The organism is Amycolatopsis bullii, from assembly GCF_014654205.1.
Lineage (GTDB): Bacteria > Actinomycetota > Actinomycetes > Mycobacteriales > Pseudonocardiaceae > Amycolatopsis > Amycolatopsis plumensis.
On record NZ_BNAW01000034.1, the window covers coordinates 1 to 23,000 of the forward strand.

3 protein-coding genes and 1 pseudogene are annotated in these 23,000 nt (G+C 74.6%); 1 reads left to right on the forward strand and 3 read right to left on the reverse strand.

Annotated elements, in window-relative coordinates; translation table 11 throughout:
* A pseudogene (locus IE317_RS29975) lies at nucleotides 1-745 on the forward strand (MFS transporter); the annotation flags it as partial.
* A gap of 4 nt (nucleotides 746-749) precedes the next feature.
* On the opposite strand, the gene IE317_RS29980 reads toward IE317_RS29975, so the two are convergent.
* From IE317_RS29980 to IE317_RS29990, 3 genes are read right to left on the reverse strand one after another with little or no spacing between them, the layout of a single operon-like run.
* The gene (locus tag IE317_RS29980) at nucleotides 750-1,955 is read right to left on the reverse strand and encodes a cytochrome P450 (RefSeq protein ID WP_191314709.1); all 1,206 of its coding nucleotides are present in this window, start codon (nucleotides 1,953-1,955) and stop codon (nucleotides 750-752) included.
* Nucleotides 1,952-3,202: an MFS transporter gene (locus IE317_RS29985; RefSeq protein WP_191314710.1), complete on the reverse strand. Its 1,251-nt coding sequence runs from the start codon at nucleotides 3,200-3,202 to the stop codon at nucleotides 1,952-1,954. Before IE317_RS29985 ends, IE317_RS29980 begins: the two co-directional genes overlap by 4 nt.
* Complete coding sequence (locus IE317_RS29990) at nucleotides 3,199-22,965, reverse strand: non-ribosomal peptide synthase/polyketide synthase (protein ID WP_191314711.1); 19,767 nt, start codon at nucleotides 22,963-22,965, stop codon at nucleotides 3,199-3,201. Before IE317_RS29990 ends, IE317_RS29985 begins: the two co-directional genes overlap by 4 nt.
* Nucleotides 22,966-23,000: the final 35 nt, after the last annotated feature.

The following is a 23,000-nucleotide window of genomic DNA, read 5'->3' on the forward strand; positions in this document are numbered from 1 at the left end:
CGGCACGGCAGGCCCGGCGGCCGCGGCGACGCTCACCGCGCTGGCCGGCCCGCTCGAGGCGGTGCTCGCGCTGGCCGTCGCGGCGGGGGCGGCGGGAGCGCTGGTCGTGACGCTGCCGCTCGCGGGCCACGCCCGCCCGGAGGACGCCGCGGGCCTGCGTGCCGGGCTGGCCGTGCTGGTGCGGCGGGGGCCGCTGCGGCGGGTGACGGTGATGACGTTGCTGGCCGCGCTCGAACTGGGGGCGCTCCCGGTGGTGGCGGTGCGCTTCGGCACCGAACTGCACGGCACGGCCGCGGCGGGCGCGACGCTGACCGTCGCGTACGGCGCGGGCAGTCTCCTGGGCTCGGCCCTGGTGACGGCGTGGCCGTTGCGCGGCGAGCCGGAGGTGCTGGCGGCCTGGCTGTTCGCGGCCATGGCGGCGGCCACGGCGGCGTCGGCGTTCGCCCCGGCCTACGCGGTGGCGGTCGCCGGGTTCGCGGTGCTGGGGCTGCTGAACGCGATGTCGTTCACGGCCACCCTGTCCGCCCGCGGCACGTACGCCCCGGCGGGCGCACTGGCCCAGGTGTTCGTGACGAGCGCGGGCCTGAAGGTGACCTCGGCGGCGGCCGGAGCCGCCCTCGCGGGTGCGGCGAGCGGCCTGGGCGGCCGGGTGCTCCTGCTCGCCGCGGCCGCGACCACCGGGCTGGCGGTGGTCGCGGCCGTGGTCGACGGGAGGTCCGCCCCCGCGTCCGTCCCGGCGCGGTGACCGGTCAGGCCCGCTCGACGTCCAGCGGCAGGTGCCGGACGCTCACGATCACCGACGGGTTCTGGAACACCACCGGCGCGTCCGTGGCGACCGCCAGGTCCCGGTAGCGCTCGAACAGCACCTCGAACGCGACCCGCCCCTCCAGCCGCGCCAGGGGCGCGCCGAAGCAGAAGTGGATGCCGTGGCCGAAGGTCAGGTGCGGGTTCGGGGAGCGCGCCGGGTCGAACGCGTCCGGCCGGTCGAAGAACGCCGGGTCCCGGTTGGCCGCGGCCAGGTCCGCCATCACGATCGAGTTCTCCGGGATGCGGTGCCCGCCCAGCTCGATCTCGTGCGTCGTGCGGCGGCCCAGCTCCGGGAACGGCGGCAGCATCCGGAGCACTTCCTCCAGCGCCGCCGGCAGGCCCGACGGCGAAGAGCGCAGCGCGGCCGCCGCGGCCGGGTTGCGGTCGAAGGTCACCACCGCGTTGCCCAGCAGCGCGGTCGTCGTGATGTGGCCGGCGATCAGCAGCAGCGCGACGAACCCCACGATCTCCTGGTCCTCGAGGCGCTCGCCGTTGAACTCCGCCTCGACCAGCCTGCTCGTCAGGCCCGGGCCGGGGTGGGCGCGGTGGTGGCGGATGTGGTCGAGGATGTAGGCGTTCATCTCGCGGATCGTCGGGGCGATCGCGTCCAGCGCACGCTGGATGTCTTCCATGTCGGCCGACTCACCCAGCTGGTCGCCGCTGAAGAGCACCTGGGCCCAGCGGGTGAACAGCGGCCGGTCCGCCACCGGGACGCCGAGCAGCTCCGCGATCACGATGATCGGCAGCGGGTAGGCCAGCGCGTCGACGACGTCGAAGCGGGACTCGCCGCCGACCTCGTCGAGCAGCTCGCCGGCGATGGCCCGGATCCGCGGCTCGAGGCCGGCCACCACGCGCGGGGTGAACGCCTGGCTGACCAGCGTGCGCAGCTTGCGGTGGTCCGGCGGGTCCATCCCGACGAAGTTGCCCTTGCGGAAGGTCTCGAAGTCCTCCTGGACCGGCGTGAGCCCGCTGAAGTCCGACGAGAACGCCGCCGGGTCGGACAGCACCCGCGAGACGCCCGGGTGGTCGAGCACCCGCCACAGCCCCCGCTCCTCGTCGTGGTGCACCGGGCCGCGCTCGCGCAGCGCCGCCGAGCGCGCCAGCAGCTCTTCGAAGGCGAACGAGACGCCGGATTCCTGGGTGGTCATGAGGTTTTCTCCTCGGTCGTCGGCTCGGGTTCGGGGACGAGGGTGTCGGCGCGGGGGAACCGGCGCAGGGTGGGGCTGGCCGTGACGACCAGCGTCACCAGGGCGATCCCCGCCGCGCACAGCAGCACGGCGTCCGTGCCGGGGAACGCCTGCACGACCAGGCCGCCGAAGGCCGGCCCGGTCGCCGCGGAGACGCCGCCGATCACGCCCATCACGCTGGTCAGCCGCCCGCGCAGCCGGTCGGGGGTGAGCAGCAGCTGGTAGGTCCCGATCGTCGTGTTCGCGGTCGGCGGGAGCAGGGCCATGGCGACGAACAGCGCGCCCAGCAGGTAGCCGTCGTGGATCACGGCCGCGAGCGGGGTCAGCAGGGTCAGCACCCAGAACACGCTCATGATCGACACGTACGGGCTCAGCCGCCGCTGCAGGGAGGGCGCGATGAGCGAGCCCACCACGCCGCCGACGCCGAGCATCGCGGCCATCACGCCGATCTCGCCCGAGGTGACGCCGCGCTCCTTGGCCAGCACGATGATGACGATGTAGTAGGCGCTGAAGAAGAAGTTGAGGCTCACCGCGCAGGCCACCGTGACGCGCACGTGCCGTTCGCTCCACACCCAGCGCAGCCCCTCGGCCATCTCCCGGCCGAGGTGCCCGCCCGCCGGCGCGGCGGCCTCGCGGCGCGGCGCCCGGACGAAGGTCAGCGCGACCAGCGAGATCAGGTGGACCAGCACGTCGAAGGCGAACGGGACGGCCCGCCCGAGGCCGTAGAGGAACCCGCCGACCGCGGTCCCCGACAGCTGGCCGAGCGCGCCGCGCGCGGAGTTCATCGCCACCGCCGTCGGCAGCTGGGCCGGCGGCACGACGCCGGCCAGCATCGCGCCTTCGGCCGGGCCGAACAGCGACCGGCAGCAGCCCATCACCGCCGCGACCGCGACGAGGTGGGGCACGCTCACGGCGTCCCACCAGATCGCCGCGGCCAGGCTGGCCACCGCCAGTGCGTACACCGCCTCGCAGCCGAGCAGGATCTTCTTGCGGTCCCACCGGTCCGCCAGCGCGCCCGCCGGCAGGCCCGCGACGAGCTGGGCCATCGCGTCGACGCCGAGCACCAGCCCGGACAGCGCCGGCGAGCCGGTCACCGCCAGCACCAGCAGCGGCAACGCGATCATCGACGCGCTGAACCCGGCCTCCGACAGCGCCTGGCTGCCCCACAGCAGCTGGTAGTTGCGGTTCCGCGACAGCCGCGTGGTCACCGCCGCTCCTTCCGCCGGGCCGGGGCCGAGCTGTCGGCGGCGATCCGGCGCAGCGCGGCCGCGAAGTCGCCGGCCAGCGCTTCGGCGGTCCGCCGGTCGTGGCGGCCGGGCTGGTAGATCAGCGAGAACACCAGCTCGCCGTCCTGGACCGCGCCGACCAGGTCGAGCAGGTGCGGGCGGTGTTCGGCCGGGTCGTGGTCGCGGCCGAGCGAACCCCGGACGGCGGCGTAAAGGCTCTCGGACGTCGTCGCCGCGCCGGAACCGTCCCACTGGCCGAGGTAGTTGAACGAGATCTGCGGGTTCTGGCCCGCGAGCCGCTCGCGGACGTCCGGGTCGCCGAGGTGGCGCAGGGCCCCGTAGCCGAACCCGTTGCCGGGCACGGCCCGCAGCTGCTTGCGGACGGACTTGACGAGCGTCCGCCAGTCGGTGTCCTCAATGGACAGTGCGACCGGGAACAGTGTGGTGAACCAGCCGACGGTCCGGTTGAGGTCGACGTCGTCGAGGACGTCCTCGCGGCCGTGGCCTTCCAGCGCGATCGACACGTCCGGGCGGCCGGTCCACCGGGCCAGCGCCCAGGCCAGCGCGGCGAGCAGGACGTCGTTGACGCGCGTGCGGTAGGCCGCGGGCGCCGACCGCAGCAGGGCGTCGGTGTCGTCGGCGGAGAGCGCCACGGTGACCTCCGCCGTGCCGGTGTCGTCGCCGTCGTGGTCCACCGGCAGCGCGGCCGAGGGGGGCAGGCCGGTCCAGTACGCCAGTTCGTCGTCGAAGCCACCGGCCCGGACGTGGTCGCGCAGGCGGTGCGCCCAGTCCCGGAACGACGTCGTCCGCGGGCCGAGGTCGACCGGGAGGTTCCGGGCGGCCTGGCGGTAGGCGGTGTCGAGGTCGTCGAGCAGGATGCGCCAGGACACGGCGTCGACCACGACGTGGTGCGCGGCCAGGAACAGCCGCGGCCGCCACGCCGGATCGGCGGTGACCAGGACGGCGGCCAGCAGCGGACCGCGGGTGAGGTCGAACCCGGCGTGGACGTCGTCGGCGATCCGCTCCAGCGCGGCCGCCCGCTCGGCCTCGGGGACGGCGGTCAGGTCCTCGTGGCGCAGTGCGGGTACCGGCTCGACGTCGGCGTTGTGCTGGTGCCAGCCCGTTTCGGTGTGGCTGAAGCGCATCCGCAGGGCGTCGTGGTGGGTCCACACCGCGGCCAGGGCGCGCCGGAGGGCGCCGGCGTCGAAGCCGTCGGCGAGCTCGACCAGCATCGACTGGTTGAAGTGGTGCGGGTTGACGGTGTGGGTGGCGAAGAACCAGTCCTGGATCGGGGTGAGCGGCACCGGCCCGACGACCGGGCCGTCCACCTCGGTCCGTTCGGCCACCACCCCGGCTTCGGGAGCGAGCGCGGCGACGGTCTGGTGCAGGAAGATGTCCTTGGTGGACACCTGGAGCCCGGCCTGCCGGGCCCGGGAGACGACCTGCATGCTGAGGATGGAATCGCCGCCCAGCTCGAAGAAGTTGTCGGCGGTGCCGACCCGGTCGAGGCCGAGAACCTGCGCCCAGATCTCGCAGAGCACCCGTTCGGCCGGAGTCACCGGCTCGACGTGGTGGGCGGCGGGCTCGGCCGCGGCGGCGACCACCGGCAGCGCGCGGCGGTCGACCTTGCCGCTCGGGCTGATCGGCAAGGCCGGGAGTTCCAGGATGGCCGAGGGGACGAGGTGGCCGGGCAGCGACCGGGCGAGGAATTCCCGCAGTTCGGCGGGGCCGACCGGGCCGTTCGCCGGCGCGTTCTCCGGGGAAGGGTCACCGTCTGCCGTGGCCGGCGGCAGATCCGGCCCCGGCTCGGTGTGCGGCGCGGCGACGAAGCACGCGACCAGGCGTTTGTGGCCCGACTCGTCCTGCTGGACCGCGGCCACGGCGGCGGCCACCCCGGGGTGGCGGGTCAGCGCCGCCTCGACTTCGCCGAGTTCGATGCGGAAGCCTCGGACCTTGACCTGGTCGTCGGCCCGGCCGGTGAACTCCAGCTGCCCGGCGACGGTCCACCGGACGACGTCGCCGGTGCGGTACATCCGCTCCCCCGGCGCGCCGAACGGGTTGGCGGTGAACCGGTCGGCGGTCAGGCCCGGCCGGTCGAGGTAGCCGCGGGCCAGGCTCGGCCCGGCGACGTACAGTTCGCCCGCCACGCCGACCGGCACCGGCTGGAGCGCGGCGTCGAGCACGTAGGCGCGGGTGTTCGGGATGGGCCGGCCGATCGGGGGCGGGCTGCCCGGGACCAGCGGCTCGCTCCAGGTCGCGACGATCGTCGACTCGGTGGGGCCGTAGGCGTTGATCATCCGCCGCGCGGGCGCCCACCGGTCGACGAGCTCGGCCGGGCAGGCGTCCCCGCCGACGACGAGCGTGCGCAGGTCCGGCAGGTCGGTCGCCGGGACGGTGGCCAGCGCGGCGGGCGGGATCAGCGTGTGGCTGATCCGGTGGGTGGCGAGGAACTCGGCGAGGGGTTCGCCGAGCAGCGGTTCGGGCGGCACGACGACGAGCGCGGCGCCGGAGGGCAGGGCCAGGCACAGTTCGAGGATCGAGGCATCGAAGCTCGGCGAGGAGTAGGCGAGGACGCGGTCGCCTTCGCCGACCCGGAGGTGCTCGGCCTCGGCGGCGGCGAAGGACGCCAGCCCGGCGTGCGTGACGACCACGCCCTTGGGGCGCCCGGTGGAGCCGGAGGTGTAGATGACGTAGGCGGGGTGCTCGGGCCGCACGGCCACCGCGGCGGCGGGCTCAGCCGGCTCACCGCTGCGCACCGGCTCGGCAGCGGCCGCGGCCCGTCCGGCCTCGAACAGCGCCGGGTCGTCGAGCGCCAGCACTTCCACCCCTTCGGGCACCGGCGGTGCCAGTCCCTCCACCGTCAGCACCAGCGCCGGGCGCGCGTCCGCGAGCATGAACGTGATGCGCTCGATCGGGTAAGTCGGGTCCACCGGGACGAACGCCCCGCCGGCCTTCCACACCGCCAGCTGCGCCACCACGATCTCCACCGACCGCGGCAGGGCCAGTGCCACGATCCGCTCCGGCCCGATCCCGTACCCGGCCAGCACCGACGCCAGCCGCGAAGCGCGCGCCTCCAGCTCGGCGTACGTCAGGGACTCGCTCCCGATCACCGCCAGCGCGTCCGGGGTCCGCCGGGCGCGGGCCGAGATCAGCGCGGGCAGCGTCAGCGGCTCCACCGGAACCGCCGTGTCGTTCCAGGTCTCCAGCACCAGTTCGCGCTCGGCCGGGCCGATCAGCGGCAGCCGCGCCACCGGCCGGTCCGGGTCGGCGGCGACCCCCGCCAGCAGCACTTCCAGGTGCGAGGCCAGGCGCTCGATCGTGGCCGCGTCGAACAGGTCCGTGTTGTACGTCAGCGCGGCCCGCAGCACGTCGCCGTCCGGCTGGAACTCCAGGGTGAGGTCGAAGTTCGCCGCGGTCGCGGGCTGGGCGAGCTCCTCGGTTTCCAGGCCCGGCAGCCGGGTTGTCTCGCGGGGGCTGTTCTGCAGCACCACCATCACCTGGAACAGCGGTGTCCGGCTCGGGTCGCGGCCCGGCTGCACCGCGTCGACGACCCGGTCGAACGGCAGGTCCTGGTGGTCGAACGCCGCCCGCACCCCCGCCGCGACTTCGTCGAGGAACGCGGTGAAAGCCAGCGAAGGACGGACCTGCGAGCGCAGCACCAGCGTGTTGACGAAGAACCCGACCAGCCCCTCGAGCTCGGGCCGCTCCCGGCCGGAGGTGACCGTGCCGACGGCGACGTCGTCCTGGCCGGCCCACCGGCCGAGCAGCACCTGGCACGCCGCGACGAGCGTCGTGAACAACGTCGCCGAACGCTGCCGGCTCACCTGCTCGAGCCGCGCGGTCACCGCCGCCGGGACGACGATCTCGTGCGTCGCGCCGCGGGTGGTGCGCACCGGCGGGCGGGGCCGGTCGGTGGGCAGCTCCAGCGGGGTCAGGCCGCGCAGGCGCTCGGTCCAGTAGTCGACCTGGCCGGCCAGGACGCGCTCGGCGAGCCGGCCGCGTTGCCAGGCCGCGAAGTCCGCGTACTGCACCGGCAGCGGCGGGAGGTCCGCCGCTTCGCCGCGCAGCGCGGCCGCGTAGAACGCGCCGACCTCCTCGGCGATCAGGCCGTTCGACCAGCCGTCGGTGACGATGTGGTGCACCGCGACCGTGAGCACGTGCTCCCGCGGCGCGAGCCGGATCAGCTTCGCCCGCAGCAGCGGCCCTTCACTCAGGTCGAAGGGCTGTTCGCCGTCGGCACGCAGGATTTCCGCGAGCTCTTCCTCGTGAGCGTCGACGACCGGCAGCGGCACCTCGTAAGGCGGGTGCACGAACTGGACGCCGTGGCCGTCGGCCGAGCCGAACGTCGTCCGCAGCGGCTCGTGGCGGGCGACCAGCGCGGTGAAGGCCCCGGCGAGCGCGTCGACGTCCAGTTCACCGCGCAGCCGCACGGCGGAGCTGGTGACGTACTCGGTGCCACCCGGGTCGAACTCGTCGAGGAACCACAGCCGCTGCTGGGCGAAGGACTGCGGCAGCTCGCCGTGGCGCGGCACGGCCGGGATCGGGTCGGCCGCGGTGGCCCCGACGGTTTCGATCGCGGCGGCCAGCCGGGAAACCGTGGGGTGCGCGAACACCGCCCGCGGCGACAGCGAGACGCCGCATTCGGCCAGCAGCCGCGACACCAGCCGGATGCTGAGGATCGAGTCACCGCCGAGCTCGAAGAAGTTGTCCTGTGCCCCGACCCGCTCGACGCCGAGCAGCCGCTGCCAGATCCCGGCCACGGCGCGCTGGGTCGCGGTCGACGGCTCGGCGTAGGGCCGCTGCGACGCCACCGGGCCGTCCGGTGCGGGCAGCGCCCGGCGGTCGACCTTCCCGTTGCGGTTCAACGGAAGCGCGGCCAGCACCAGCACCGCGGCGGGCACCATGTACTCGGGCAGCGTCGCGGCGGCGTGCGCCCGCAGCTCGTCCGGATCGGCGGGGTGATCGAGGACGACGTGCGCGAGCAGCCGCCGCGTGCCGGAGGCGTCGGTGTGGATGCTCGCGACCGCCTGCGCGACCGCCGGGTGGGCGGCCAGCACGGCCTCGACCTCGGCGAGCTCGATCCGGAACCCGCGCAGCTTGACCTGGTCGTCGGACCGGCCGAGGAACACGAGCTCGCCGTCGGGTCCGCGGCGGACGACGTCGCCGGTGCGGTACATCCGCTCCCCCGGCGCGCCGAACGGGTCGGGGACGAACCGCTCGGCGGTCAGGCCGGGCCGGCCGAGGTAGCCACGGGCCAGGCCCGCGCCGGCCAGGCACAGTTCGCCGGGCGCGCCCGCGGGCAGCGGACGCAGCTCGGCGTCCAGCACGTAGGCGCGCATGCCGTCGAGCGGTCGGCCGATCGGGACCGGTTCGGGCACGGCCTCCCCGGCCATCCGGAACGACGTGGCGAAGGTGGTCGTTTCGGTGGGGCCGTAGCCGTCGACCACGACGAGGCCGGGGCACGCGGCCTGGACCGTCCGCACCACGGCGGGCGGGACGACGTCGCCGCCGGTCCACACCTCGCGCAGGCCGCGCAGGCCGTCCGGCGCGTCCTGGGCGAGCAGCCGGAAGAGCCCGGCGGTCAGCCACGCCGACGTCACGCCGTGCGCGGAAATCGCGCGCCGCAACGACTCGACGGTCAGGTCGGGCCCGTCGGGCAGGACCGTCGCGCCGCCGCCCAGCAGCGGCACCCACAGCTCGTAGGTGGACGCGTCGAAGGCCAGCGGCGAGTGCGCGAGCACCCGGGTGTGGGCACCGCCGGCGAACCGGCCGTCCTGGGCCAGCGCGGTGATGTCGCGGTGGCGCACGGCGACGCCCTTCGGCACCCCCGTGGACCCCGAGGTGTACATGACGTAGGCGAGGTTCTCGGGCCCCACGCGGGGATCGGGCGCGGTGGCGGACCGCTGTTCGCCGACGGTCAGCACCGGTCCACTGTGGACGGCTTCGGCGGTCGGCACCCAGGTGTCGCCGGACACCACGGCCGACACCCCGGCTTCGGCGAGCACCGCGCGCAGCCGCTCGCGCGGCGCCCGGGTGTCCAGAGGCACGTAAGCCGCACCGGCCTTGAGCACGGCGAGTTCGGCGACGACGTGGTCGACCGACGGTTCGAGCAGCAGCCCGATCCGGTCCTCGACGGTGACGCCGAGCCCGGCCAGCCGTCCGGCCAGGTGGTTGGCCCGCTGGTCGAGCTCGCGATAGGTCAGGGTCCGGTCGGCGGCGAGCACGGCGGGGTCGTCCGGGTGGCGGGCGACCTGGTCGGCGAAGAGCACCGGCACGGTGGACGGCGTCCCGGCGGCACCCGGGCCGTGGGCGTCGGCGAGCACCCGGGCCCGTTCGGCCGCGTCGACCCACGGCACCCGGGCCAGGGGCCGGTCCGGGTCCGCGGTGACGGCGTCGAGCAGCAGGACCAGGCGATCGGTCAGCGCCGTGACGGTCCCGGCGTCGAACAGCGCGGGGTCGTAGGCGAGATCGAGCGCGAGGCCGTCGTCGAGGGAGGCGCGCAGGCACAGCGGGAAGTTCGTGGCGTCGGCCGAAGCGACCTCGACGACCCGGGGCGCGCCCGCGGTGGCGGGCTCGCTGATCGGGTAGTTCTCGAACACGACCATGCTGTCGAACAGGTTCTGCCCGGCGGGGACGTCGCTGAGCGGGCGCAGCCGGGCCAGCGACACGAAGTCGTGGTCGCGGGCCTCGCTCTGCGCGGCCTGCAGCCGCCCGAGCCAGCGGGCGACCGGCAGCGCGGCGTCGACGCGGACGCGGGTGGGGATGGTGTTGATGAACAGCCCGATCATGGTCTCGACGCCGGCCAGGTCGGCCGGGCGGCCGGAAACGGTGGTGCCGAAGACGACGTCGCGGTCGCCGGAGAGCATGGCCAGCAGCAGCGCCCAGCCGCCCTGCACGACGGTGTTGACGGTCAGGCCGTGGGTCCTGGCGAATTCCCGCAGCCGCAGTGTCGCGGCCGCCGGCAGCTCAACCCGGACCGAATCGGTGGAGCGGGACTGGTGCGCTTCGGACGGCGGGCGGTCGTAGGGCAACGCGGTCGGCGCGTCGAAGCCGGCCAGGGTGTCCGCCCAGAAACCGTCGGCGGCGGCCTGGTCGCGGTCCGCCAGCCAGGCGAGGTAGTCGCGGTACGGGCGCCGGGTGACCAGGGCGGGCCGGACGCCGGCGGTCGCGGCGGCGTACTCCTCGCACGCCTCGGCGAAGACCTGGGCGGAGCTCCAGCCGTCGAACAGCACGTGGTGGGACGTCCAGATCAGGTCGACCTCGTCGCCGGGGAGGGCGCCGATGGTCAGCCGGGTCAGCGGGGCCCGGGTCAGGTCGAACGGAACGGCGCGGTCGGCCGCGAGGGCGTCCGCCAGCGCGGCTTCCCGGTCCGCCGGGCCGAGGCCGCGCCAGTCGTGGTGGGTGACCGGCAGGGTCGCGGCCCGGTCCACCACCTGCACCGGCTCTTCGACACCGGTCCAGACGAGCCGGGTGCGCAGCACCGGGGTCCGGTCGACGACCCGCTGCCAGGCGGCGGCGAGCGCGGCGGGGTCGGTGACACCCGCGAGCCGGATGCGGACCTGCTCGAAGTAGGCCGGGGAGCCGTCGTCGACCAGGGTGTGGAACACCATGCCGGCCTGCAGCGGGGTGAGCGGGTAGACGTCCTCGACCGTGCGGCCGTCTCCGGCCACGGTGTCCAGTTCGGCCGCGCTCAGCCGGGCCAGGGGGAAGTCCGACGGCGTGCGGCCGCCGGCGTCCGGGCCGGCGCAGTGTGCGACGATCTCGCGCAGCGCTGTCAGGACCTGCTCGGCGAGCCCGCGCACGGTGTCCTCGCGGTGCACGCCGGGTGCGTAGGTCCAGGCCAGTTCGAGACGGCCGTCGTCGACGATGCCGACGACGTCCAGCAGCGCGGTGCGCGGCCGCGCCGGGTCGATGTCGTCGCCGAGGTCGCCGCCCCAGCCCCGGTACAGGCCGTCGCCGTCGCCGCCGGCGGTCCATTGGCCGTGGTAGTTCAGGGAGATCTGCGGCACCGGGTCGCCGGGACGCCGCAGCGAGCCGTAGCCGAGGCCCTTGCCCGGGACGGCTCGCAGCTGCTCCTTGACGGCCTTCAGGGTCGGTCCCCAGTCGTCGGCCGCCGGGACGGTGAGCGCGACCGGGTACTCGGCGGTGAACCAGCCGACCGTGCGGGACAGGTCGAGGTCGTCGAAGAGCTCTTCGCGGCCGTGGCCTTCCAGGGAAATCAGGACGCGGTCTCGGCCGGTCCAGCGGGCCAGCACCCGGCCGAGCGCGCTGAGCAGGACGTCGTTGATCTGCGTGCGGTAGACCTCCGGCACTTGGCGCAGCAGGGCGTCGGTGGTCTCGGCGTCCAGGCGGACGGTGAGGGTGCGGGCTTTTCCGGCGGTGTTCTCCCCCGTCGCGTCCACCGGCAGGGCGGGGTCGACGCCGTCGAGCACGCCGGTCCAGTACGGCAGTTCGGCCTCGAAGCTGTGCCCGGCGAGGCGGTCCGCCCAGCGGAGGTAGCTCGCCGGGGCCGGGCCGAGGTCGACCGGCTGCCCGGCAGCCACCTGGCGGTAGGCGGTTTCGAAGTCTTCCAGCAGGATCCGCCAGGACACGCCGTCGATCACCAGGTGGTGGACGACCAGCAGCAGCCGCGGTGGCCGCCCCTCGTCGGTGATCAGCACGGGCGCGACGAGCGGCCCCTCGCCGACCCGGAGGGTGGCGCGCACTTCGGCGGCGACCACGTCCACATCGGACGATTCGACGTGCCGCAGCGCCGGGATCTTCCGTTCGGGAGCGAACTCCTGCCGCCACCCGTCGCCGGTGCGGGTGAACCGGGTGCGCAGGGCGTCGTGCCGGGCCAGCACCGCCCCCAGCGCGGTTTCGAGGGCGGACAGGTCCACGTCCGGGTCGAGCTCGGCGAGCGTGGACATCGTGAAGTGGTCGTGGTGGCCGGTTTCGAAGAACCACCGCTGGATCGGCGTGAGCGGGGCCGCGCCGGTGAACCCGGCTTCGGGCTCGGCAGCCGCTTCGGCGCCCGCGACGAGCGCGAGCTCGGCGATGTTCTGGTGGCGGAAGACGTCCCGGGAGGTCAGCCGCAGGCCGCGGCGCCGGGCCCGGGAGACGACCTGGATGCTGAGGATGGAATCCCCGCCGAGGGCGAAGAAGTTGTCGTCCACCCCGGGCTCCGCGACGCCGAGGACGTCGGCCCAGATCTCCGCCAGCAGCCGTTCGGTCTCGGTGCGCGGTGCGGTCCGGCCCCCGGCCGGGGCCGGGTGGACGGCGGGCGCGGGCAGCGCGCGGCGGTCGACCTTGCCGCTGGTGGCCAGCGGCAGCCGTTCGAGCGGCACGAACACCGACGGCACCAGGTGCTCGGGCAGGGTCTCCTTGAGCGCCGTCCGCAGCCGCGCCGGGTCGGCCGGAGCGCCGTTCGCGGGGACGACGTAGGCGACCAGCCGGGCGTGGCCGTCGTCGTGCCGGGCGACGACGACGGTGTCGGCGACCTCGGGCAGCGCGCGCAGCGCCGCCTCGACCTCGCCGGGCTCGATCCGGAAACCGCGGATCTTGACCTGGTCGTCGGCGCGGCCGAGGTACTCCAGGTGCCCGTCGGCGGTCCAGCGGGCGCGGTCGCCGGTGGCGTACATCCGGCTGCCCGGCGGGCCGAAGGGGTTGGCGCGGAAGCGATTCGCGGTCAGCCCGGGCCGGTCGAGGTAGCCGCGGGCCAGCTGGACGCCGGCCAGGTGCAGCTCGCCGGGCACGCCGATCGGGGCGGGGCGCAGCCGGTCGTCGAGCACGTAGGCCCGCACGTTGCCGGTGGGACGGCCGATCACTTCGCGGCCGGTCTCGCCGATCCGGCAGAGGGTCGCGTCGACCGTGCACTCGGTCGGGCCGTAGAGGTTGAACGCGGTGGCGCCGTCGAGGTCGCTCAGGTCGCGCCACAAGGCCTCGCCGACGGCCTCCCCGCCGACCAGGAGCACCGGCGGGCAGTGTCCCGCTTCCAGCAGGTGGCGGACGAACGACGGTGTCGAGTTGACCAGATCGATCCCGTGCTCGGCGACGTACCCGGCGAGCAGGGCCGGGTCGACCCGGGTGTCGCCGTCGATCACGTGCAGTTCGTGCCCGGCCGTGAGCATCAGCAGCACGGTTTCCCAGGACGCGTCGAAGGAGAACGCGGCGGTCAGCGCCACCCGCAGCCGGTCCTTCCCGGCCGCGGCGGTGAACTGATCCGCGTGGTCGACGGCGAAGTTGGCCAGAGCGCGGTGGGTGACGAGCACCCCCTTCGGCGTTCCGGTGGAGCCGGAGGTGTAGATCGCGTAGGCCGCGTGGTCCGGCTCGGGCCGGTCGGGGAGATTCGTGTCCGCCTCCTCGGCGGCAACGGGTTCGGTGATCACGAGGGCCGGACGCGCGTCGGCCAGCAGCGCCTCCCGCCGCCGTTCGGGCAGCTCGGGGTCCAGGGGCAGATGGACGGCACCGGCCTTGAGGACCGCGAGGATCGTGACCACCAGTTCGGCCGAGCGGGGTAGGGCGACGGCGACCAGGCGCTCGGGCCCGGCACCCCGGCCGACGAGGACGCGGGCGAGCCGGTTGGCCCGCGCGTTCAGCTCGGCGAAGCTCACCGTCGTGTCGCCGGCGACCACCGCCGTCGCGTCCGGCGTCCGGGCCGCCTGGGCTTCGAACAGCTCGACGACGGTGCGCTCCGGCACCGGCCGGTCGGTCGCGTTCCAGGTTCCGACGACGAGGTCGTGTTCGGCCGCGGGCAGCGGCAGGGTGTCGACGGGCCGGCCGGGCTCGGCCGTGACCGCGGTGAGCAGGACCGTGAGCTGCTCGGCGAACCGGGTCATGGTCGCCGCGTCGAACAGGTCGGTGTTGTAGTTCAACAACCCCCGCAGCCCGTCCGGCCGTTCCTCGAACTCGACGCTCAGGTCGAACCCGGCGGTGGTCATCGGCAGCGTCAGCTCGCCGGCGGTGAGCCCGGCGAGGGCGGGCAGCCGGGTGCCCGCGTTCTGCAGCGTGACGAGCACCTCGAACAGCGGGGTGCGGCTGGGGTCGCGGTCCGGGCTGAGCTCGTCGACGATCCGCTCGAACGGCACGTCCTGGTGGGCGAACGCGTCCAGGACCGTCCGGCGGACGGCGCCGAGCAGTTCGCCGAAGCCGCGGCTGCCGTCCACAGAGGACCGCAGGACGACGGTGTTGACGAAGAGCCCCACCAGGTCCTGGACCTCCGGGTGGTCGCGACCGGAGGTGACCGTGCCGACGGCGACGTCGTCCTGGCCGGACCAGCGCCGCAGCACCAGCTGGCAGGCGGCGACGAGCGCCGTGAACAGGGTCGTGTCGCGGTCCGTGCTCAGCCGGCGCAGCCCGGCGAGGGCCTCGGCGCCGAGGGTGAACTCGTGCTCGGCGCCGTTCGACGTCCGGGTGGCCGGGCGCGGCCGGTCGGTCGGCAGGTCCAGCGGGCGCAGACCGTCGAGTTCGCGCCGCCAGAAGCCGAGCTGGTCGTCGAGGAAGTCGCCGGTGAGCCGCTCACGCTGCCAGGCGGCGAAGTCCGCGTACTGGATCGACAACGCGGGGAGTTCGGCCCGTTCGTCGCCGTAGAGGGTGGCCAGCTCGCCGATCAGGACGCCCATCGACCAGCCGTCGGTGATGATGTGGTGCAGGGACAGCACGAGCGCGTGGTCGTCCGGGGCGAGGCGGACGAGCCGGGCCCGCAGCAGCGGGCCGCGGGCGAGGTCGAACGGCCGGGCGAGGTCGTCGGCCAGCAGCTGCCGCAAGGCGTCCTCATCGGACACTTCGGTGACGGGCAGCGCGAGCCGCCACGGCTCCCCGACGACCTGGCGGGGGCGCCCGTCGACGGCCGGGAACGTGGTGCGCAGTGACTCGTGGCGGGCGATCAGCGTGGTGAGGGCCCGGGCGAGGGCGTCCGGCCGCAGGTCGCCGCGCAGCCGTACGCCGAAGACCGTGACGTGGTCGGTGCTGCCGGGGGCGAACTCGTCGAGGAACCACAGCCGCTGCTGGGCGAAGGACAGCGGCAGCTCACCGGCCCGGTCCACCGGGGTGATCGCGGCGGACAGCGGGGTGGCGGACGCGGCGGGCAGCACGGCGGCCAGCGCGGCCACCGTCGGGTGGTCGAACACCGTCCGCGGGGACACGTCGACGCCGAAGGCCTCGCGCAGTGCGGAGGTGAACCGGATGCTGAGGATGGAATCCCCGCCGAGGGTAAAGAAGTTGCCGTCGGCTCCGACGCGCTCCAGGCCGAGCGTGGCGGCCAGCACCGTCGCGACCGTGCGCTCGGTTTCGGTGCGGGGTTCGACGAACGCGGTGTCTTCGCCGGCCGCCGCGGCGGGGGCCGGAAGCGCCCGCCGGTCGAGTTTCCCGTTGCGGGTCAACGGGAGTTCGCCGAGCGTGACGAACGCCGAGGGGACCATGTAGTCCGGCAGGGACCGGCCGAGGTGCTCGCGCAGCCGGGCCGCGCTCGGCGGGGCGTCCGGCGTCGCGGGGACGACGTAGGCGACCAGGCGCTTGCGGCCGGGCTCGTCCTCGCGGGCCAGTACCGCCGCCGAGCCGACGTCCGGCAGGGCGAGCAGGGTGGCCTCGATCTCGCCCGGTTCGATCCGGAAGCCGCGGATCTTCACCTGCTGGTCGGCGCGGCCGTGGTAGCGCAGGCCGCCGTCGGCGGTGCGGGAAACCCGGTCACCGGACCGGTACATCCGGGACCCCGGCGCACCGAACGGGTCGGCGACGAACCGGGCCGCGGTCAGCCCGGGGCGGCCGAGGTAGCCGCGGGCCAGGCCGTCGCCGGCCACGTAGAGCTCGGCCGGTACCCCGGCCGGGACCGGGTCGAGGTCCGGGTCGAGGACGTACGCGCGCAGGTCGGGCAGGGCGGTGCCGATGACGCCAGGAGTGTCCTGATCGGACTCCAGGTCGTGTTCGGTGACGTGCACGGTGGTTTCGGTGATGCCGTACATGTTCACCAGCCGCGGCGCGCGGTCGCCGTGGCGGACGAACCAGCCGGCCAGCCGGCGCGTGTCGAGGGCCTCGCCGCCGAAGATCACGTACCGCAGCGCGAGCCGGGCACCGGGCTCGTCTTCGTCGGCCCGGACGAGCTGGTAGAACGCCGACGGCGTCTGGTTGAGCACGGTGACCCGTTCGTCGGCCAGCAGGCGCAGGAACTCCCGCGGCGAGCGGGACACCGCGTGCGGCACGACGACGAGCCGGCCGCCGTGCAGCAGCGGACCCCAGATCTCCCACACGGAGAAGTCGAACGCGTAGGAATGGAACAACGTCCAGACGTCGTCGCTCCCGAACCCGAAGCGGGTGGTCGCGGCGAACAGGCGGGTGACGTTGCGGTGCGGGATCACCACGCCCTTGGGCAGCCCGGTCGAGCCGGAGGTGTAGATGACGTAGGCGGGGTGGTCCGGCGTGCACCGCTGCGGCGGGTCGGTGTCCGGGCCCTCGGCCACGTCGACGTCTTCGGGCGCGAGAACGGCGACGGGATCGGTGTCGGCGAGCATCCGGTCGACGCGTTCGGCCGGGGTGGCCGGGTCGATCGGCAGGTAGGCGGCCCCGGCCTTGAGCACGGCGAGGATCGCGACCACCTGCTCCGCCGAACGCGGCAGGCGCAGCGCGACGAACCGTTCCGGCCCGGCGCCGAGCGCGATCAGCCGGTGCGCCAGGCGGTTCGCCCGCGCGTTCAGCTCGGCGTAGGTGAAGTGGGTGCCGTCCGCGGTGAGGGCGACGGCGTCCGGGCGGGCGGCCACCTGGGCGGCGAACAGCTCGGTGATGGCCGGCGCGGGCAGCGACACGGCGTCGGCCGCGGCCAGCTGCGCGCGCTCGGCGGCCGGCAGCCAGGGCAGCCGGGCGATCGGGCGGTCCGGGTCCTCGGCCATGCCCAGCAGCAGGGTCTCCAGGCGGGCCGCCATCGCCGCGGCGGTCTCCTCGTCGAACAGCGCCGGGTCGGTGCCCAGCTCGAAGCCCAGCTGCCGGTCGGCGTAGGCGCGCAGGGTGACCGGGAACGTCGTGGCGTCGAGCGCGGTCACTTCGCGCAGCGTGACGCCCGCCTGCGCGGCGGCGTTCTCGTCGAAGGGGTAGTTCTCGAAGGCGACCATGCTGTCGAACAGGTTCTCCCCCGGCGGGACGTCGCTGAGCGCGCGCAGTTTCCCGAGGGCGAGGAAGTCGTAGCGGCGGGCCTGGTTCTGCTCGTCCTGCAGCCGCTGCAGCCACGGCAGCAGCGCTTGGCCGGTGTCGACCTGCACGCGCGTCGGGACGGTGTTGATGAACATCCCGATCATGGTCTCCACGCCCGGCAGGTCGTCGGGGCGGCCGGAGACGGTGGTGCCGAACACGACGTCGGATTCGCCGCTGTGGTGGGCCAGCAGCAGCGCCCACGCGCCCTGCACGAGGGTGTTGACGGTCAGGCCGTGCCGCCGGGCGACCTCCCGCAGCCGGTCGGTGTCCTCCGTGGACAACGCGGTCCGCACCGTCCGCGACGAGCGGGTCCGGTGCGCGCTCGCCGGCGGCCGGTCCCAGGGCAGCGGGGTCGGGGCGGCGAAGCCGGAAAGCACGTCCGACCAATGGTTTTCGGCGGCCGAGACGTCCTGAGCGGCGAGCCAGCCGAGGTAGTCGCGGAACGGCCGGTGGACCGGTACGCGCGGCACCCGGTGTTCGGTGATCGCGGCGTACTGCTCGCACACCTCGGTGAAGATCTGCGCGAGGCTCCAGCCGTCGAGGACGATGTGGTGGGAGGTCCACATCAGCAGCACGCGGTCGTGGGTCAGCGCGACGATGGCCAGCCGCATCAGCGGCGCGGTGGTGAGGTCCAAACCCGTGGTGGCGTCTTCGGCCGAAAGCCGGTCCAGCTGCTCGGCCTGCTCGGCTTCGGAGAGCCCGCGCCAGTCGTGGCGGGCGATCGGCACGACCGCCCGGTGCCGCACGACCTGCAGGGGTTCTTCGACGCCCTCCCAGACCAGTTCGGTGCGCAGGACCGGGGTCCGGTCGGCGACCTGCTGCCAGGCCTGCGCGAACGCGTCGGGGTCGCGGACCCCGTCCAGCAGCATCCGGGCCTGGTCGACGTAGGCATCGGCGGCCGGCTCGAGCAGGCTGTGGAACAGCATGCCCGCCTGCAGCGGAGTCAGCGGGTAGACGTCGTCGACGTCGCGGCCGTCGCCGACCAGCCGGTCCACTCCGGCCTGGTCGAGGCGGGCCAGCGGGAAGTCCGACGGCGTGCGGCCGCCGCTGCCGGGCCGCGCGCAGTGGGCGACGATCTCCCGCAGGCCGGTCAGCATCGCCTCGGCCAGCTCGCGGACGGTGTGCTCGTCGTTGACCTGGTCGGAGTAGGACCACGTCAGCGACAGCACGCCGGACTCGACGACGCCGGTGACGTCCAGCTGGTAGGCGCTCGCCTCGTCCGGGGCGATTTCCGCGCCCGGGCTGTCGTGCCGTCCGCGGAACAGGCCGTCCGCGCCGGCCTGGGCGTCCCAGCGGCCGTGGTAGTTGAAGCAGATCTGCGGCAGCGGGAAGGCCTGCAGGGCGTGCCCGGGCGCGCCGGGCTCGCCGAGGTACCGCAGGGCCTCGTAGCTCAGGCCCCGGCGCGGGACCGCCCGCAGCTGCTCCTTGACCGCCTTCAGGGTGGCCCCCCAGTCCCCCGACGGCGGCAGGTCGAGCGCCACCGGGAACTGCGTGGTGAACCAGCCGACCGTGCGCGAGAGGTCGACGCCGTCGAGGACGTCCTCGCGGCCGTGCCCCTCCAGCGCGATCAGCACGCCGTCTTCCCGCGTGCGGTCGGCCAGCGCCCGGCCGAGCGCGCTCAGCAGCACGTCGTTGACCTGGGTCCGGTAGGCCGCGGGGACGCGGTGCAGCAGCGCGTCGGTGTCTTCGGCGCCGAGCGTCACGGTCAGCGTGCGCGTGGAGCCGGTGGTGCCCGCGCCCGCGTGGTCGGCCGCCAGCGCCGCCGGGACCCGGCGGGCCACCCGCGTCCAGTGCTCGAGGTCGTCGTCGAAGCCCCCGGACCGGACGTGCTGCTCCAGCAGGTGCGCCCACTGGGTGAACGGCGTGGCGGTGGCCGCGAGCCGGACCGGCGCGCCGGCGACGACCTGCCCGTAGGCGGTTTCGAGGTCGCCGAGCAGCAGCCGCAGCGAAACGCCGTCCGCCACCAGGTGGTGCACGGCCAGGAACAGCAGTGGCGGCCGGGTGCCGCGGGCGAGCAGCACCGCGCCGGCGAGGGTGCCGGTGGTGAGGTCGAGGCCGGCGCGCACCTGCGCGGCCGCGGCCTCGAGGCCGGCGCGCTGCCCGGCGTCGCCCAGCGAGGAGAGGTCCCGGAACCGCAGGAGCCCGGACGGCGGCGTGGGGACGACTTCCTGCCGCCACTGCCCGTCGACGGTGAAGAAGCGGGTGCGCAGGGCGTCGTGGTGGGCGACGACCGCGTCGAGGGCGGTCCGGAGCGCCTGCTGGTCGACGTCGGCGGGCAGTTCCAGCAGCTGGGACATGGTGAAGTGGGCCAGCGGCCCGTGGGTGTCGAAGAACCAGTGCTGGATCGGGGTGAGCGGCGCGGGCCCGGTGACCGGCCCGGCGGCCGGCGTGTGCACCGCGGCCGTCTGCACGGCGGTGGCGAGCCCGGCGATGGTCTGGTGCAGGAAGATGTCCCGCGAAGTGAGCCGCAGGCCGGCCTGCCGGGCCTGGGCGACCACCTGGATGGACAGGATCGAGTCGCCGCCGAGGCCGAAGAAGTTGTCCTCGACGCCGATGCGGTCGTTGCCGAGCACCTCGGACCAGATGGCCACCAGCTGGTGCTCGACGGCGGTGCGCGCGGGCACGTAGGCCTGGCCGCCGTCCGCCGGGGCGTCGGGTGCGGGGAGGGCCCGGCGGTCGACTTTGCCCTGCGGGGTCAGCGGAATCGCGTCGATCGGGACGAACGCCGAGGGCACCAGGTAGTCGGGCAGGCTGGCCCGCAGGCCGGCCCGCAGGGCGTCCGGCGTGACGTCTCCGGCCCCGACGACGTAGGCGACCAGCCGGGCGTGGCCCTCTTCGGGCCGGGTGGCCACGACGACGGCCGCGGTGACGCCGGGCAGGCGCACCAGCGCCGCCTCGACCTCGCCCGGCTCGACCCGGAAGCCGCGGATCTTCACCTGGTCGTCGAGCCGGCCCAGGTACTCCAGCTGCCCGTCGGCGGTCCAGCGGGCCCGGTCGCCGGTGCGGTACATCCGTTCACCGGGCGCGCCGAACGGATTCGCGACGAAGCTCCCCGCCGTCCGGCCCGGGCGGCCGAGGTAGCCGCGCGCGAGCTGCGCCCCGGCGAGGCACAGCTCGCCCGGCACGCCGGTGGGTACCGGCCGCAGGTCCTGGTCGACGACGTAGGCGCGGGTGTTGGCCAGTGGACGGCCCAGCACCGGGCGGGCCGTGGCGCCGACCCGGCACGAGACCGCGTCCACGGTGTACTCGGTGGGGCCGTAGAAGTTGTGCGCCACGGTCACTTCGGCCGCGGCCAGCTCCCGCCAGAGCGTTTCGTCGAGGGCTTCGCCGCCGAGCATGAGGATCTTCGGCCGGTGCCGCGGGTCGGTCAGCAGCCCGGCGGGGATCAGCCGGCGCAGGTAGGTCGGGGTGAGGTCGAGGAAGTCGATCCGGCGCTCGGCGATGTGGTCGACGAGGGCGTGGGCGTCGAGCCGGACGTCGTCGCCGATGAGGTGCAGCTCGTGGCCGTCGGCCATGAGCAGCGGGCCTTCCAGGGACGTGTCGAACGACAGGGTCGCGGTCAGCGCCACCCGCAGCCGCCGCCCGGGCGGGGCGAAGTCGTGGCGGTGGTTGACGAGCAGGTTGGTGAGGTTGCGGTGCGGGACCGCCACCCCCTTCGGCCGGCCGGTCGACCCGGACGTGTAGATGACGTAGGCCGTGTTGTCCGGCCGCAGCGGCGCGATCCGGTCGGCGTCGGTGAGGTCGGTGCTCGGGTGGTCCTGGTTCGCGGCGGCGATGTCCGCCGGGCCGAGCACCAGTTCGGCGCCGGAGTCGCGCAGCAGCAGCTCTTTCCGCTCGGCGGGCAGGGCGGGGTCGATCGGCAGGTAGACCGCCCCCGCCTTCAGGACCGCCAGGAAGGCCACGATCGCGTCGGCGGTGCGCGGCAGGGCGAGGGCCACCACCCGCTCGGGGCCCGCGCCCAGCGTGACCAGGTGGCGGGCCAGCCGGTTCGCCATCGCGTTGAGCTCGGCGAAGCTCAGCGCGATGTCCCCCGCGACGAGCGCGGTTTCGTCCGGGCTGCGCTGGGCCTGCGACTCGAACAGCTCGGTGAGCGTCGCCTCGGGAACGTCCAGCGCGGTGTCGTTCCACTCGGTGAGCAGCCGGGTCTCCTCGCCGCCGGTGAGCAGCGGCAGCTCACCGACCGGCCGCCGCGCGTCGGCGGCGATCGCGGTCAGCAGCACGGTGAGGTGCTCGCCCAGCGCGACGGCGGTCCGCTCGTCGAACAGGTCGGTGTTGTACTCCAGGGAGCCTTCGAGCGCGTCCCCGGACGGCTGGAACTCGACGGTGAGGTCGAAGTTGGCCGCGCGGCGGGCGACCTCGACCGGCTCGGCCCTCAGCCCGACGAAGTCCGCCTGCCCGGCCTGGCTCCCGTGCAGCAGCACCATCGCGTCGAACAACGGGGTGCGGCTGGCGTCGCGCTCGAGGCGCAGCGCCTCGACGAGCTTTTCGAACGGCGCTTCGGCGTGTTCGAAGGACTCCAGCACGGTCGTGCGGACGGCGTCGAGGAACGTCCCGAACGGCGCGGCACGATCCACAGTGGACCGGATGACGACGGTGTCGACGAAGAAGCCGACCGTCCGTTGCAGTTCGGGCCGGTTCCGGCCGGATACCACGGTCCCGACGGCGATGTCGGTGCGGCCGGTGTAGCGGGCGAACAGCACCTGGCAGGCGGCGACCAGCACGGTGTACAGCGTGGTGTCGTGGACCCGGGCCAGCTCGGCCAGTCCCGCGGCGACCTCGGCCGGGACGCCGAAGTGGTGCACGGCACCGGCCGTCGTGCGCACCGCCGGCCGGGGCCGGTCGGACGGCAGGTCCAGGGGTTCGACGCCGGCCAGCTGCGTCGTCCAGTAGGCGAGGTGCCGGTCGAGGGCGGGCCCGGCGAGGCGGTTCCGCTGCCACACGGCGAAATCGGCGTACTGGACCGCCGGTTCGGGCAGCTCGGCGGGTTCGCCGCGGACGGCGGCCGCGTACAGCGCGCCGAGCTCGCCGACCAGGATGCCCATCGACTCGCCGTCGGTGACGACGTGGTGGGCGGTGATCAGCAGGACGTGGTGCTCCTCGGCCACCCGCACCAGCAGCAGCCGCACCAGCGGGCCGCGGCGGAGGTCGAACGACCGGCCGTACTCCGCCTCCAGGACCTCGTCCAGGTCGGCCGGGCGCAGTGCGGGATCGGCGGTCAGGTCGACCGTCCGCACCGGGACCTCCGGAGCGTCGTGGATGACCTGCACCGGGCTGCCGCCGGTGTCGTCGATGGTCGTGCGCAGGGCTTCGTGGCGCGCCACCAGCCGGGCGAGCGCGCCGGTCAGCGCGCCGGTGTCGAGCGGGCCGGTCAGCCGCAGCGCCACCGCGCTGTTGTACTCCGCGTCCCCCGGGCGGAACTCGTCGAGGAACCACAGGCGCTGCTGCGCGAACGACAGGGGCAGGGCGTTCTCCCGCGGCGCCCGGCCGATCACGTCGGACCGCTCCGCCCGCCCGGCCAGCCGGCGCTTGAGCGTCTCCCGCAGTTCCGCGGGCAGCGCGTCGATGCGGCTCTTCCTCGAGGTGGTCATCGCTTTCGTTTCCTCACAACGCAGTTCGGGTGGTC